This window comes from Streptomyces sp. NBC_00299, from assembly GCF_036173045.1.
GTDB classification, from domain to species: Bacteria; Actinomycetota; Actinomycetes; order Streptomycetales; family Streptomycetaceae; genus Streptomyces; species Streptomyces machairae.
This window is the reverse complement of record NZ_CP108040.1, coordinates 208,606-222,614: the sequence shown is the minus strand read 5'-3', so window position 1 is coordinate 222,614 and position 14,009 is coordinate 208,606. Positions and strand designations below refer to the sequence as shown.

Annotated in this window: 8 protein-coding genes and 1 pseudogene; 3 read left to right on the top strand and 6 right to left on the bottom strand. The window is 69.2% G+C overall.

Features of this window, described 5'->3' with window-relative positions:
- Nucleotides 1-1,151: 1,151 nt before the first annotated feature.
- Nucleotides 1,152-3,833: a DEAD/DEAH box helicase gene (locus OHT51_RS43240; RefSeq protein WP_328884191.1), complete on the top strand. Its 2,682-nt coding sequence runs from the start codon at nt 1,152-1,154 to the stop codon at nt 3,831-3,833.
- A 276-nt stretch (nt 3,834-4,109) separates the two neighbouring features.
- Here OHT51_RS43240 and OHT51_RS43235 read toward each other — a convergent pair whose 3' ends face one another.
- From OHT51_RS43235 to OHT51_RS43215, 5 genes are all read right to left on the bottom strand, one after another.
- On the bottom strand, nt 4,110-4,799 hold the full coding sequence (locus OHT51_RS43235) for a hypothetical protein (protein WP_328876788.1): 690 nt from the start codon (nt 4,797-4,799) through the stop codon (nt 4,110-4,112).
- Between the two features lie 71 nt (nt 4,800-4,870).
- Complete coding sequence (locus OHT51_RS43230; protein ID WP_328884190.1) at nt 4,871-5,260, bottom strand: hypothetical protein; 390 nt, start codon at nt 5,258-5,260, stop codon at nt 4,871-4,873.
- Between the two features lie 2,514 nt (nt 5,261-7,774).
- Nucleotides 7,775-8,518 (bottom strand): ATP-binding protein, encoded by a 744-nt coding sequence (locus OHT51_RS43225; protein WP_328876789.1) that lies wholly within the window; start codon nt 8,516-8,518, stop codon nt 7,775-7,777.
- Complete coding sequence (locus tag OHT51_RS43220; protein WP_443052681.1) at nt 8,515-10,203, bottom strand: Mu transposase C-terminal domain-containing protein; 1,689 nt, start codon at nt 10,201-10,203, stop codon at nt 8,515-8,517. Before OHT51_RS43220 ends, OHT51_RS43225 begins: the two co-directional genes overlap by 4 nt.
- A 191-nt stretch (nt 10,204-10,394) precedes the next feature.
- Nucleotides 10,395-11,660: an ATP-binding protein gene (locus OHT51_RS43215; protein ID WP_328876791.1), complete on the bottom strand. Its 1,266-nt coding sequence runs from the start codon at nt 11,658-11,660 to the stop codon at nt 10,395-10,397.
- A 283-nt stretch (nt 11,661-11,943) separates the two neighbouring features.
- On the opposite strand from OHT51_RS43215, the pseudogene OHT51_RS43210 reads away from it, so the two are divergent.
- A pseudogene (locus tag OHT51_RS43210) lies at nt 11,944-12,267 on the top strand (Helicase associated domain protein); the annotation flags it as partial.
- 319 nt (nt 12,268-12,586) lie between these two features.
- Nucleotides 12,587-13,426 (top strand): hypothetical protein, encoded by an 840-nt coding sequence (locus OHT51_RS43205; RefSeq protein WP_328884786.1) that lies wholly within the window; start codon nt 12,587-12,589, stop codon nt 13,424-13,426.
- Between the two features lie 146 nt (nt 13,427-13,572).
- Here OHT51_RS43205 and OHT51_RS43200 read toward each other — a convergent pair whose 3' ends face one another.
- Complete coding sequence (locus tag OHT51_RS43200) at nt 13,573-13,887, bottom strand: hypothetical protein (RefSeq protein WP_328884785.1); 315 nt, start codon at nt 13,885-13,887, stop codon at nt 13,573-13,575.
- Nucleotides 13,888-14,009 lie beyond the last annotated feature (122 nt).

Genomic DNA, 14,009 nt, shown 5'->3' with positions numbered 1-14,009 from the left:
ATCGCTGCGCGATGTGCAAGCGAACCACCGCGCTGCGCGCGGTGGTTGCGCTCCCGCTCCGCGGGAGCGCTGGCGGAACGCTGCGCGTTCCGCTCAATCCGATTGCTGCGCAATCGGATTGACGCTCCGTCCGCTGCGCTCCCGGAGCTGCGGGACTTCGTCCCGCTGTCAGGCCTCCGCTTCGCTCCATCCTGACGGGGCGAGTCCGCTGCGCTCCTCGCCTGACGGTCCTTCCGGCTGCGCCTCCAGAACCGTTGGGGCCCGCTCGCGCGGGCCAGGCTGGCTACGAGGGAGAGGGCCGATCGTGCGGGTTGGAGTGTAGTGAGTGCATCAGATTGAAACAGCATGTACCGTTGGCAGAAATATAGGTCTCCCTCACGGCCACTCGGAATCCCTCCATCAATTCCGATAGGAAGGGCCATGATGGCCGGTTGTCCTGAATCTACCGGACCAGATCCCGCGCTGATCAGCGATTCTGTACGCCGGGTGACGGAGTACCAGACAGCGGGCGTGAAGACCCGGTTGAGGCTGTTCGGCCTTCTCCTGGCCCAGAGCGTGGCTGACGACCTGGTGGCCGCGCTGGAAGCCGGGGGCGGTCTCCAGGGCGCAGAGCGAGGTTGTCGAGCTGGACGGGATGGCGCCGGCCTCTCGGGGTGCGCTGTTCGCGGACGAGTGGGACGAAGGCGTTGCGGCGGTGAGCGAAGATCTGGTGGGCATCGCGGATCGGGACGGGGTGCGGCGCGGCGGCAGGTCGGCCGGGGCTGCTGAGTTGGCCATACACATCGCGAGCGTGCGGCAGCGTGAACGGGCGGACCTGGTACGGCTGGAGAGGTTCGCTGAGGGACCGTGCTGCCGGGCACGCACCCGGACACCACCGCGTGGCGCCGGGTGCTGGAGGCGCTGGGCGAGGTCGGCGGTCTGGGCCGGCGCGGACGGTGGAGATGTCCAGCGGGGACGTCATCTTCTGCACGCGCGAGGCCGGGCACCACGCCCCGGACGACCCGCCGGGGTTCAAGCGCGGAAAGTCGGACGGGGCACCCGTCGGATGGCATCTCGCGGGCAGGTCGATTTTGAGTGACGCCGCGTGCGGCCTGCACCCCGCACGCGGCCGTCTGAAAGCCACTAGAATTCAGCATCGGGGAGGCTCGGAAATGTCAGCTATTCAGCTCAAGGAACACCAGGTCGACCAGAAGTCAGCGTTCCGGAAATGGGTGAAATTCTCTGCAAGATCATCTGTGCCCCCGGAGGGGGCGCGCGGCACAATCGTGTCAGCGACCGGTTCAGGCAAGACGATCACGGCTGCCGCGTGCGCGCTGGAGTGCTTCCCGGGCGGTCGGATCCTCGTGACCGTGCCGACCCTGGACCTACTCGCGCAGACCGCCCAGGCGTGGCGCCTGGTGGGCCACCGGGCCCCGATGGTCGCGGTGTGCTCGCTGGAGAACGACCCCGTGCTGAACGAGTTGGGGGTGCGCACCACTACGAACCCGATCCAGCTCGCCCTGTGGGCAGGGTCCGGGCCCGTGGTCGTGTTCGCCACGTACGCCTCCCTGGTGGACCGCGAGGACATCGACGCACCTGTGGGCCAACGGAAGGTCCGCGGGCCGCTGGAGGCCGCTCTGGCAGGCGGGGAGCGGCTGTACGGGCAGCAGATGGACGGCCTCGACCTCGCGATCGTGGATGAGGCCCACGGAACCGCCGGCGATCTCGGGCGGCCCTGGGCAGCGATCCACGACAACGCCCGCATCCCCGCCGACTTCCGGCTCTACCTCACCGCCACCCCGCGCATCCTCGCCGCGCCCCGGCCGCAGAAGGGCACCGGCGGCCAGGAGGCGGAGATCGCGACCATGGCCGACGACCCGGACGGCACCTACGGCGCGTGGCTCGCAGAGCTCGGACTCTCAGAGGCGATCGAGCGCGAAATCCTCGCCGGATTCGAGATCGACGTCCTGGAGATCCGCGACCCCTCCCCCGTCCTCGGAGAGTCCGAGGAGGCGCGGCGCGGCCGGCGCCTGGCCCTGTTGCAGACCGCGCTCCTGGAGCACGCCGCCGCGCACAACCTCCGCACGGTGATGACGTTCCACCAGAAGGTGGAAGAGGCCGCGGCGTTCGCGGAGAAGTTGCCGGAGACCGCTGCCGAGCTCTACGTCAACGACGCCACAGGCGACGACCTGGCCGCCGCCGACAAGCTGCCCTCGTCGTCGATCGACGCGGAGTTCTACGAGCTGGAGACCGGCCGCCACGTCCCGCCGGACCGGGTGTGGTCGGCGTGGCTGTGCGGCGACCACCTCGTAGCCGAACGCCGCGAGGTACTCCGCCAGTTCGCCAACGGCATCGACGCCACCGGACGCCGGGTCCACCGCGCCTTCCTCGCCAGCGTCCGCGTGCTCGGGGAAGGCGTAGACATCACCGGCGAGCGCGGCGTGGAAGCCGTCTGCTTCGCCGACACCCGCAGCTCCCAGGTAGAAATCGTCCAGAACATCGGCCGCGCACTCCGCCTCAACAAAGACGGCACCACCAAGATCGCGCGCATCGTCGTGCCGGTCTTCCTGGAGCCTGGCGAGGACCCCACCGACATGGTCGCCAGCGCCAGCTTCCGGCCCCTCGTAGCCGTACTCCAGGGCCTGCGCTCACACGATGAACGCCTCGTCGAGCAACTCGCCTCCCGCGCCCTCACCCACGGCAAGCGCAAGGCCCACCTCCAGCGCGACGAAGACGGGCAGATCGTCGGGGCCGGCAGCGAAAGCGACGGCGAGGACCAGGAGCAGGACGACACCAACGCCGCTGCCGAAGCAGCCCTGCTGCACTTCTCGTCGCCGAGGGACGCGGCGACCATCGCCGCGTTCCTGCGCACCCGGGTCTACCGGCCCGAGTCGCTGGTGTGGCTGGAGGGCTACCAGGCCCTCCTCCGCTGGCGGAAGAAGCACCACATCACCGGCCTCCACGCCGTCCCCTACGACACCGAGACCCAGGTCGGCGTCACCAAGGACTTCCCCCTCGGGCGTTGGGTGCACCAACAGCGCAAGGCGCTGCGGGCCGGGGAACTGGAGGACCGGCGCAAGGAACTGCTCGACGCGTCGGAGGCCGGGATGGTCTGGGAGCCGGGCGAAGAGGCATGGGAGGCCAAGCTCGCCGCGCTGCGGTCGTTCCGGCGGGCCACCGGGCACCTCGCGCCGCGTCAGGACGCGGTGTGGGGCGAGAGCGAAGCCGACGGCCTGGTACCCGTCGGGCAGCACATGGCCAACCTCCGCCGCAAAGGCGCGAAGAACGGCCTGGGCAAGGACCCGGAACGAGCCGCCGTGCGCGCGGCGCAGCTCACCGAGATCGACCCGGACTGGGACTGCCCCTGGCCGCTCGACTGGCAGCGCCACTACCGCGTACTCGCCGACCTCGTCGACGCCGACGGCCACCTGCCCGACATCGCCCCCGGCGTACTCATGGACGGCGACGACATCGGCAAGTGGCTCCAACGGCAGAAGAATCCGGCCATCTGGACGCAGCTGTCCGCGGAACAGCAGGAGCAGCTGTCTGCGTTGGGCATCACACCCCTCGAGGCTCCAGCCCCAGCGGCCGCGGCCGGTCGCACGGCGAAGGGCCCGAGCAAAGCGCAACAGGCCTTCCAACGCGGCCTGACAGCCCTCACGCAGTGGGTCGAACGAGAAGGCACCCACCGGCCAGTACCAAGAAGCCACAGCGAGCAGATCACACTCGACGGCGAGACAGAACCGGTGACCGTCAAGCTCGGCGTATGGGTCACCAACACCAAAACCCGCCGCCACAAGCTCAGCGCAGACCAGCTCGCCGCACTACGGGAACTGGGCATGCAGTGGGCGTAACGCAGTCCGGCCGTCGGGCCGTTGAACCGGACGGATTCCCACAGCACGCAGGGACCCCAGGCCGCAGATGCCCGGGGTCCTGCTGTTTCATCTCGGGGCGAAGACCGCTCTCGCGATACGGGTCAGAGCCGATGCCCTGTCCCCAAGTGGCTCTTTCTGCGCGACTCGTTCTGACGGTCGTCTGCCGCGCCGTGGAAGGCCTTGGGCTGGGGAACGCCGGAGGGCTCCCGCCGCTGGATACGGCGGGAGCCCTCCGGCGTCCGAGTGAGGTGGGGATCAGTCCTCTCGCCGTACGACGGTGCGCATGGGGCGCGGCCGGATGACGCGCCGGGTGGCGGAGTGCTGCAGGGACTTGGCGGTGATCTTCTCGCGCCTGCGGCCGGCGTCCAGGACGCGGCGGGCCTCGAGCCACTCGTGGTACTCGGGGTCGCTGGAGTCCATGAGGAGGCCGGCGAGGATGCCCTTGACCGCGTCCTCGGTGGGCAGGATCTTGCCGCTGAGGGCCTCCGAGATCGTGCTCTGGGAGATGGGGACGTGGGCCTCGCGTGCGCGGGAGACCATCGTCTTGTACGGGGGGTTGCCCCGCCACAGGCGCAAGTCGCCCAGCGCGATGGCGTATTCGGCCTGGTTCACGACGTGGGTGGGTCGCTGGCGCTGGTATGCGGCGCGCTGGGTGCGGTCGACGGGGACGCCGGCGGCCTGGCGCTGTCGCTCGTTGGCGTACATCTCCCACATGGGGCGCCACTCGTTGGGGTCCTCGCCGAAGGCGGTGAGGTACTCCACCATGGTCTGCCAGGACGGGCAGCGGTTGGGGTCGGTGGCCCGGGACAGGGTCGCCGTCGACAGCCCGGTGATCTTGCTGATCTCCTTGAGGGTGAGGTCTTCGGGGCGCAGGGCGGCGAGTTCTTTGGCGAGCCGGGCGAACTTGCCGGTGATCTTGGTGTGGTCGCGCCTGGGACGTGCCATGGTCGTTCCTCCCTTGAACCGGGAGTGCGGGAGGCAGGCGCACCGCGGGGTGCGCCTGCCTGCCGCACGTCTCAGTTCGCCCCTGCGGGCTGGTCGCCGGCCGGGGCCTGGGTGGAAGGGGGGACGCGCTCGTCCGGCGTGAAGGCCGGGTGCTGGGCCTCACGCCGGCGCCGGCGACGGGCGCGGCGGTCGGCGATCGCGTAGGCGGCGACGGTGGCCGCGGCGCTGGTCTTGCCCGCCGCGACGATGACGGCCGTGGCCGTGGTCGAGTCGACGCCGGCGTGGATCAGGCCGAGCGCGGAGGCGCCGGCCAGGGCGAAGGAGCCGACCGCGATGCCGATCTTGGTGAGGATGCCGGGGATGCGGTTACCGGTGAAACCGAAACCGGTGTGCGCGGGAGCGTCTATAACGCATCCCCCGGCAGGGGAAAGGGGGCGGAGCCCGCTCCAGTTGGTGATCATTTTCGGTGCCTCCCTTAGGCGCCTTACTCTCTGGTGACCCGGACGAACCCCGTCCGTTTTCTTGCTGCACGCCGGGTTGCCCTCCGACGCATAAAAAGAATCGCACGGCCGTATACAGGACGACAAGTTCCTCTTCCAGCAGTCCGTAATAATGCTGCGAGTGATCATCACCAGCAATGTGGATCTTCACTGGATTCGTGGCCCATGCTTTTTTCCTGACGTCCGTTCAAAACCCGGATCCGGGGATCCGGGTTGACCGGAGGTCGGAAGTATGTGCAGGCCAGAGCGTAAGTGGAGCTGTAAAATCCACTTAATCTACCGCTTCTGGAAGCGGGGTAAAGTCCAGTTCGAGTGGATCGAAATGCGGGAAGTAGGCTACGCGTAAAGCCGGTCCGCCGAATCTCTCGCGCCCTAATCCCGTCAACACCTGCCTGCCTCCCCGTGAAGGCGTCACACTCGTCCGGGCGAGGAATTGAGACCGGATTCATTTCCCCCACCAGCAGAGATTTATTTTCTGGTTTTTCCATGAAAAAAGAGCCGCGGAAAATGAGAGATTCGGCAGGTCAGGGCGTTTTCCGGAATTCGTTTTTTCACGGCGTTCGGGTTTGTCCAAAATTGAGGTCTCACCTTGCAAGTAATCACTGACAAGTTCAGCCTTGAGACCACGAACTGCCAGGAGCGCCCGCTCCCGGAGGTTCGCCCTGAGGCGCCTTACTCGACCCGGACAGGCGCCCGTCCACCTGGCCATTGCCCTGGCCACGGCCGCGGTGCGCAGCCCCGCTGTGTGCCGCTCCGACTTGAGAAGACCGTTCAGCAGCAGCAATCCGCCCCGCGCAGCGCCGGGCCGGCGAGACACGACAGGCGAAGGAGGACAGCGGCATGGAGACACCAACCGCCCTGATGACAGTGGTCGTACTGGCAGCCACCACCGCTCACAGCGTCCTTCTGCCCATCGCGCACCCCTCACCGGGCACCCGGCTGGCCCGCACAGGCGCCGCCCGGCGCCCCTTGCCCTCCCCCGGCTGGTCCGGGCCAGGACGAGGACGACGCCGATGGCCCGAGCAGCTCCACCCAGGGAGCGGCCCCCGCAGGCGGCCCAGCCGGCCGTAGCGCACCGGTCCGTGAAGGCCGCGTCCCGCCGCCGACGGACACTCTGCTGAACCACCCCCGGCTGCCCCCACCGCGGACAGCCACCCGCCGGGCACCACAGCGCCACGCTGCCAAGCCCCGGCAAGGCCCGTGAGGAACAACCGGGCACGCACCCGCTGCGCCACACGGGCCGCATCACCTGCCTTGCGGAGCAGACTCCCCGCGCGCCAACCCCGCCCACGCACGCCGGCCGCAATGCCCCCACAGGCCGCGCCCCGGCGTCCGCCCGCACCCAGCCCTCAGGACGCACCTGGGCCAAGGCACCAGTCACGCCTCCTGCCGCAGGACCTGGCGCGCCGCCCACCCCTGTGAGCACTCTCAGGCCAACAGGCCGGTTGCAGAGCTCCTTGCGGCCACTGAGGGCCTCAGCAAGCTTGTTCCGGAGCCTTCTTCCGCAGGAAAGCCTCTGCAGGCTTCCGCTTGCCCGGCGAACTCCCTCGCGTGCAGCGCCAGACGCTCAGACGCCGCCCCCCTGCCCGCCACTTCCTGCCTGGCCGGCTACTCAGCACCGGAAAACAGGACCCACCGGGCCTGTTTCCGACGCCGGCCCAGCCCCGCGCCCCGCACGCCCTCACACAGCCCAGAAACCGCTCAGGGCCTCACGTCAGCCTGCACCCGCCAAGGGCTCCAGAAGACGCCTCGCCCGCACTCCTCAGCAGCTGCTCTCTCGCGCGCCCGCCGGCCACCGCCGATGCCGGCAGCGCCCCCAGCTGGCGTCCTCTGCTACCCCGCCACCAGACCCCGCTGCCGTCACGTGACGACGCCGGTGTGCCCTCCGCCGTCACCCCGCAACGCCCCCACATCAGCATTGAAAGCGACTACACGCGTCAGAGACAGCCACATGCGCTCAACAGCCGCTTCGCGCCCGACTGTTGCCCTTGGGCCGGCAACCACCCCCAACCGGCCTCTCGCCTTCTCTGCGAACCATTTCCTTTCCCCGCCATCCGCTTCCCGGCCGGCCACCGGCCCGCTGCACGGGCTCAGTTCTTCCACGACTTTCGGATACCTTCACCCGATACCGGCACGCTCTCCCGCATCCCCTCGCAGACCCCTCTGCCCCGCAGCCGACTCTCGCCGAGCCGCCGCGCCGCGGCGGCTGCGTCCGGGCATGCGGCACAACCAGTCGCTGCCGACAACAGACCACGAGGCAGGCAGAACAAAGCCAGCAGGGCACCAAAACGCCGAGACCAGCGGCCATTGCGCGGCGGGGCCGAACCAACCGGCCAAGGCCTTCTTGAGAGCACCTTTTGCAAGGAAAAGGCAGTGGGGGCGGTCCCATCGGGACCGCCCCCACTGTTCACGGACCCGGCGCCAGACCCAGACCGAGGGCCTGCGGACACGTCTGCGGAAACCCTCGCGTGGTCGTCAGGCAAGGCGGCTGAAGGCCCAGCGCAGCAGCTCCTGGTCCACGCGGGGGCGGCCGGTGCGGGCCAGGGCGGTGCGGGTGTGGGCGGTCAGCTGGGCCCAGGCGCGGAAGTTGCCGTGTGCGGCGTGGCTGTCGGCGAAAGTGATGTCGTCGGGGTCGGCGTCGGCCCAGACCGGGTGGAACAGGGGGATGGCCTCGAGGACTTCGCTGGGGGTGAGGCGGGTGAAGTGCTGCCAGATGAAGATGCGGGAGGAGAGCATCGGTTCGCGGCGCAGCACGGTGTGGCATCCCTCCCCGCCGACGAAAATAATCGCGAGCTGGGTTGAGGGTTCGTCCCACAGATAGCGGAAGTATTCGAACGCCTCCCCGTTGAGCCACTGGGCCTCGTCCACCAGGAAGGTGCGAGGGCGTTCAGCCAGAGCGGTTTTCAGCAGACGGTCGAATTCGCTGGGGTGGCGCGGCGGTTCACCGGCCAGGTCGAGCGCGGTGAACAGTTCGTAGCGCACCGCGCGGGCGGTGGGCCGGGCACGGAAGGTGATCTTGCGGACGTCCTCGCTGGGTTCGAGTGCGCGCAGGCAGGTGTTGACGGCGAGGGTCTTGCCGAAGCCGGCGCCGCCGTGGATGCACATCATGGCGCGGGCAGCGGCGGTATCGGTGATGTTCTCCCGGGCGGTGAGCAGGGCGCGGGTGGTGACCACGGACGCATCGGGCAGGTCGACGTACTGGTAGGTGGCCGCGGTCACGTGGCGTCTCCGTCTTCAGCGGTCTGTGCGGTTGGGCCAGGCGGGCCGTCGGCGGCCGGTTCGGCGGGGAGGGGAGCAGGCCGGCCGGGCGCGGTCCGGGTGGCGAGGGAGGGCGGGGTGCGCCAGTCGGCCGGTGGCGCGGCGGGCGGGATGAGGTCCGGCAGCGCCAGCTTCGAGGCGTCGGTGTGCTCGATGGCGGCCAGTTCGTGCCCGGCTTGAGCGGAGGTGAGAGCTCCCAGCCGTTGGGCCGGCCCGGCCGTGGTGGCCGGGGCGAAGCGCTGTCGGCGCAGCGTCTCGGCGGCCTTCACCTCGGCACGCAGACGTCGGGCACGCTCCGCACGGGCTGTGCGCAGGGCATCGAGTTGTTCGGGGGTGGCCGCGTCCGCGAGGTGCGCGGGCCCGAGATAACCGCCGCTCGCGCCACAGATGTCGATCTCGTGATCGTGGTGTGGCATGTAGCGCACCGTGACGGTACGGCCGGCCTGTCCGGTCATCCAGGGGGCGATGTAGGCGCGCCCGCGCCACCGCACACCGTGGCTGGTCAGCTTCCGCGGACGGCCGTCGTCCTCCAGGGTGAACGTCCACAAGTCGGCGGCAGGGACGTCCGTGACGGGAGTCGGATCAGCCTGCCATGCCTCAAGCGGCGTACGGCCAGACAGCGCCTTGGGACGGTGCTCGGTGTTCCACCAGTGGGTCCAGGCCAGCACCTGCGCGGTGAAGTCCTGAAACGACATGGCACCGGAAGTCTCCGGCCTGCGGCCCGCGCCTTTACGCCGGCCGGAGCGGGGCTTGGTGAGGGTGAGGCTGTAGCCGGGCAGGGCCGCGAACAGCATCCGGTCAACCGCTCTGTTGAGGTTTTCCACCGTGCCCTTGAGATAGGGGCTGTAAGCGGGAAGATCCTTCACCGTCACGCCCATCGTGCCGAACGCGGTGGTGACGGTGGTCGACAGGAAGTCCTTGCCCCGGTCCACCCGCACCTGCTCCGGTGTCCCTCCCGCGGGGCCGTAGGGCTCCTCACGCAGCACAGCGGCGCGCAGCGCGGCCAGCACGGAGGCACGGGAAGGAACGCCAGGGGTGACCGCGGTGCCGGTGATGACTTTGGTAGCGGTGTCGATGAACCAGGTCACCCACGGGCGCACCAGGTCACCGTCGGCATCGACCAGCAGCGGTGCCTGGACATGATCGGCCTCCCACACATGATTGCGCCAAGAAGCCGGACGCTTGCCGAAGACGTCATGCGCGCGGGCCGCATCCGGTCCCGTCGCAAGACCGGCCCGCTCCCCCGCGGTGAGATCACGACGCACCGCGCGCAGGAACGTCGACAACGACGGCACCGGGTCCAGCAACGGCACCGCAGCCGGCGGGGCGCCCGCGGGAGAAGCCGCGGAGTCAGACGCCGCCGTCGGCTGCTCTTCACGGCCGCCGGTCCGGGCCCGGGCCACCAACTGGCGGTGGACCGCTGAAGCGTTGCCGTGCCAGTACGCCAGCAGCACCCGGATCTCCCTGGTGACCTCGAACCGGTCACCGCTGCGTTCCCCGGGGCGGATCGCGGCCCGGGGCGACCGGGAGGCCTCAGCCAACCACCGCCACACCGTCCGCTCCGACACCCCCAGGCACTCCCCGGCCAGGCGCACATGCTCCCGCGACAGCCGCCGCTCGGCGCGCAGCGCCAGCAGACGACGCACCGCCGGCGCCCGCAACGCCGTCAGCGACTCCTCCCCCAAAACACCGGCCGGATCCTCCGGCGGCGCCAACCGCTGCCCGTCCACGCCATGCCCCTTCGTTCTCATCCGCTTTCCGTGAAGCCCGTCTTCGCTCACTCCGTCAAAACAGGTGAAGGCCCCCCGCACACGAGCCCTCCGAGCAACGCGGACCGTCACGGGTAGGGGCCAAGACGCGCGCAGGCCTGCTCGATCAACTCCCGGTCCACACGCCTTGCGGGGCCACGCTCGCGGGCTGCGTAGACATGCGACGTGATCTTCGCCCACGTGCGGAAATTGCCGCGCGCCATCTGCTCATCCGCCCGCGCAAGGTCCTCCGGGCTCGCCTGCGCCCACACGGGATGGAACAGGGTCAGCGTCTGCGGTACTTGAGACGGCTCAAGCCGGCCGACCTTGTGCCAGGTCAGCACGCGCGAGCGCAGCGCCGAAGCACGCGCCAGGGCACGCTCGCTTCCAGCCCCACACAGCACCAGCGCCGCCGCACAGCCCGGCGCGTCCCACAACTGCCGCAGATAATCCAGCAATGGCGGCGTCAGCCGCTGGGCGTCATCGAGAAACAGCACACCCGGCTCAGCCAGTGCCCGCGTCAGAGCCTGGCTGGCCGGCCCGGCCCGGTGCGGCAGCGCCCCCGACGGCAGCCCGAGCCCTTCACACAGCGAGGCCCGCAACTGCGGCAGACCGGGCGCCACGCCGGCCACCACCCGCCACACCGGCACCCGGCCGGGCAGAAGATGCAACGCCTGCTCGACAGCGACCGTCTTCCCCAGGCCCGTATCCCCGTACACACAGCACATCCCGCGGGCCGCGACCGTATGCCCCACAGCCTCCGCCACAGCGGCCACCTGCCGCGTCGACACCAGCCGGGCCCCCGGCACATACAACCGCACACCGCCGCCCCGCACCCCCGCATCCGCAGCATCCTCCGGCACCGGCACATCGGCGGACGGCCCATCGACAACAAGCGGACCACCCGCCCCGTCCACGAGCCCCAAATCCGCCAGCGCCCGCTCATACCGGCTCGGCTCCAGCCCCACCCGAGCCCCTGCCGAACGAGCAACTTCAAGAACCCGGCCCGCCCCCAGATCCCGCTTGATCACCCGGTGCAGCGTCGGCAGCGAGGGCACACACCGCGCACCCCACCCCTCCAACGCCCCCTCTTCCTGGGCCCGGAGCATCCTGCGCCGCAACTCCGCGACATTCCCGCCCGCCTGAGCGAGGACCTCCCACAAAGCGTCACTCAGCGAAAACCCATCCTGCCGCGGCCGCGCCTCGACATGCCCCCGACGCCCATCGGCCAGCCACCGCCACACCGTCCGCTCCGACACCCCCGCCAGCTCCGCCGCAATCCGCACATGCAACCGCGACAGCGTCCCCTCCCCATCCACCGCAAGAAGCCGCCGCACCACCACACCCCGCGCCAACGGCACACCCCCCGCCGACACAACCCCAGCCGACCCCGCCCGGAGCTCACCCGCCGAAACCCCCTGAACCGTCACACGGCCCAGCCCACCCAACCCCGCCAACCCCTCACACAGGAACAACGAAACCCATGACAGCCAGCAACCAACCTGCTAGCCACACCACAACAGCCGCTTAGTCACCCCATGACAGCGACCACAACCCCACCCCACACCCCCTACCAGGACACCCACATCACCAACCCACTGACGCCCACCACTGCCACCCCAACGCCCAATCACAGCGGAACAGCAGGAGCAGCTGTCTGCGTTGGGCATCACACCCCTCGAGGCTCCAGCCCCAGCGGCCGCGGCCGGTCGCACGGCGAAGGGCCCGAGCAAAGCGCAACAGGCCTTCCAACGCGGCCTGACAGCCCTCACACAGTGGGTGGAACGGGAAGGCCAGCGGCCCGTACCCCGCAGCCACAGCGAACACATCACACTCGACGGCGAAACCGAACCCGTCACCGTGAAACTCGGCGTATGGACCTCCAACACCAAAACGAGGCGCCACAAACTCACCCGGGAACAGCTGGAAGCCCTACGAGACCTCGGCGTCGACTGGGCATGACACGCCGCCCGGCCAGTCGTTGGGCTGCAAGGTCAGCGGAGGGTCAGGTCCCGGGACGTGGTGCCCCGGGGCCTCCTGCTGTCGACCGGGGGTAGCGAACTTGCTGTTCAGATCCGTCCATTCGCGCCATACGCGTTGGGAGGGTTTCCCCATGAACATCGTTGAGAACGTCGCGTCCGGCCTCTTCGTCGCACTGGCTGCCTGGGGCGCCCGGTGGGCCCGGCTCGAATGGCGCCGGCGTCGAATCTCTCGCGCTGGACGACGTAACCCCGCTGCCCGCTGATACGACGAACTCGCACGAGAGAAGGGCAAGAGCCACATGGGAGTCATCGAACGGCCGGACCTGCCACCCGGTGCTCGCCGAGACCTCAACCAGGAGCTGCACATCCTGCATCGCCGGGCCGGGCTGCCCAGTGTCCGGGAGCTGGCTGAGGCGGTCGCCAAGAGCCCTACTGGCGTCCACAACGCCTTCCGCCTGGCCAAGGTGCCCGAACAGCGTCTGACGATGGCCATCGTCGGCCAGTTGACGTTGTGGGTCCGCGACTGGGGCGTGGGCATCAGCCAAGCGACCGGTATCGAGAAGACCCTCCGTCGGTTCGAACGGCTCTGGCACCAGGCCAAGTACGAAGAGGAGGCACTTGCCGACCAGGGTGAACCGCCTCGCATGTCCGACGCCACCCGAAGGCTCCTGTTCGCGCTCAGCCCGGGATGCTCGATGTCCCACCCGACCCGGCAGCTCCCGCAGCCCCACGACATCGTCGCCCTGGAAGACCCCACCGCGACGAAGGCCCCGGCGTTCCTCCGTAAGACCGGCTTGCAGCCGGAGTCCCCCAACCCATGGCGGCTAATCCATTTGTGCTGCAGTTGCCAGCGCCGCCGCGAAGCCGGTGAACTCACCGAACCAGAACTCCGTGCGACCCGCTTCGCTCTGGACCGGCGCCCGGGCGCGGCACGGCACTACGCCGCCTACCTCGACCAGATGCTTCTGGGCGCCGAGGGCGTCATCGACATGAACGTCGCTGGGGCCGCTCTAGCGATCATCAAGGCCGATCCGGAGATGGCAGCGACCCCCTATGCCCTCAACCACGGGGAGGTTGTGGTCGACCGAACCCACGGTTCCCTGCAGTGGGGACACCACCCATGCGAAGACGATCACTAGCACACGCGGCCTTCCGGGAGGCTCGTCCCGGAAGGCCGCTGGTCTGCGCCGGCACCGCACTGGTGCGCAGGAGGATGCGCTGAGCATCCTGAAGGGGGTCTCGAACCGGTCCAACGTCTCATCGTCGACCTGCTCGACTAGCACTATCAGAGGCGAGCCAGGACTCGCTGCAAATCGTCTCGGTCGAATGCGTGGCCGGAGACCAGCAGAGTTCGGGTGTAGGAGTCCAGAGCAGAGATGAGATCTTCCGAGAATCCCGCTACTGCGGGTAGATCCCAGGCACCGGTGAGCAGGTCGTCGAGGCGGCTAGGGTCAGCCGGCAGGTAGATATAGATCTCCCACGGCGGGACACCTTTGAGTCTGGCCCGGTCGGAGCGTGGGGACATCCGGTTTCCCGCTCGCTCCAGGGCCCGCAGCACTGCCAGTTCCGGTGCCGCTGTCATGTCCAGTGCTGTCGCCATCGCAGTCGGGTCCATTCGTTCGAGTAATGCCTCAGCAGTGCTCACCCCAGAGCACTGCCGACCTGCTTGATCCCGACCTGACGCTAGGCAGTGAGCAGGGGCGGACGGGCGGGTTATGCCGG

Coding starts and splice junctions, on each gene's coding strand:
- OHT51_RS43240 (WP_328884191.1), top strand. CDS start 1,152: ATGTCAGCTATTCAGCTCAAGGAACACCAGGTCGACCAGAAGTCAGCG.
- OHT51_RS43235 (WP_328876788.1), bottom strand. CDS start 4,799: ATGGCACGTCCCAGGCGCGACCACACCAAGATCACCGGCAAGTTCGCC.
- OHT51_RS43230 (WP_328884190.1), bottom strand. CDS start 5,260: ATGATCACCAACTGGAGCGGGCTCCGCCCCCTTTCCCCTGCCGGGGGA.
- OHT51_RS43205 (WP_328884786.1), top strand. CDS start 12,587: ATGGGAGTCATCGAACGGCCGGACCTGCCACCCGGTGCTCGCCGAGAC.
- OHT51_RS43200 (WP_328884785.1), bottom strand. CDS start 13,887: ATGGCGACAGCACTGGACATGACAGCGGCACCGGAACTGGCAGTGCTG.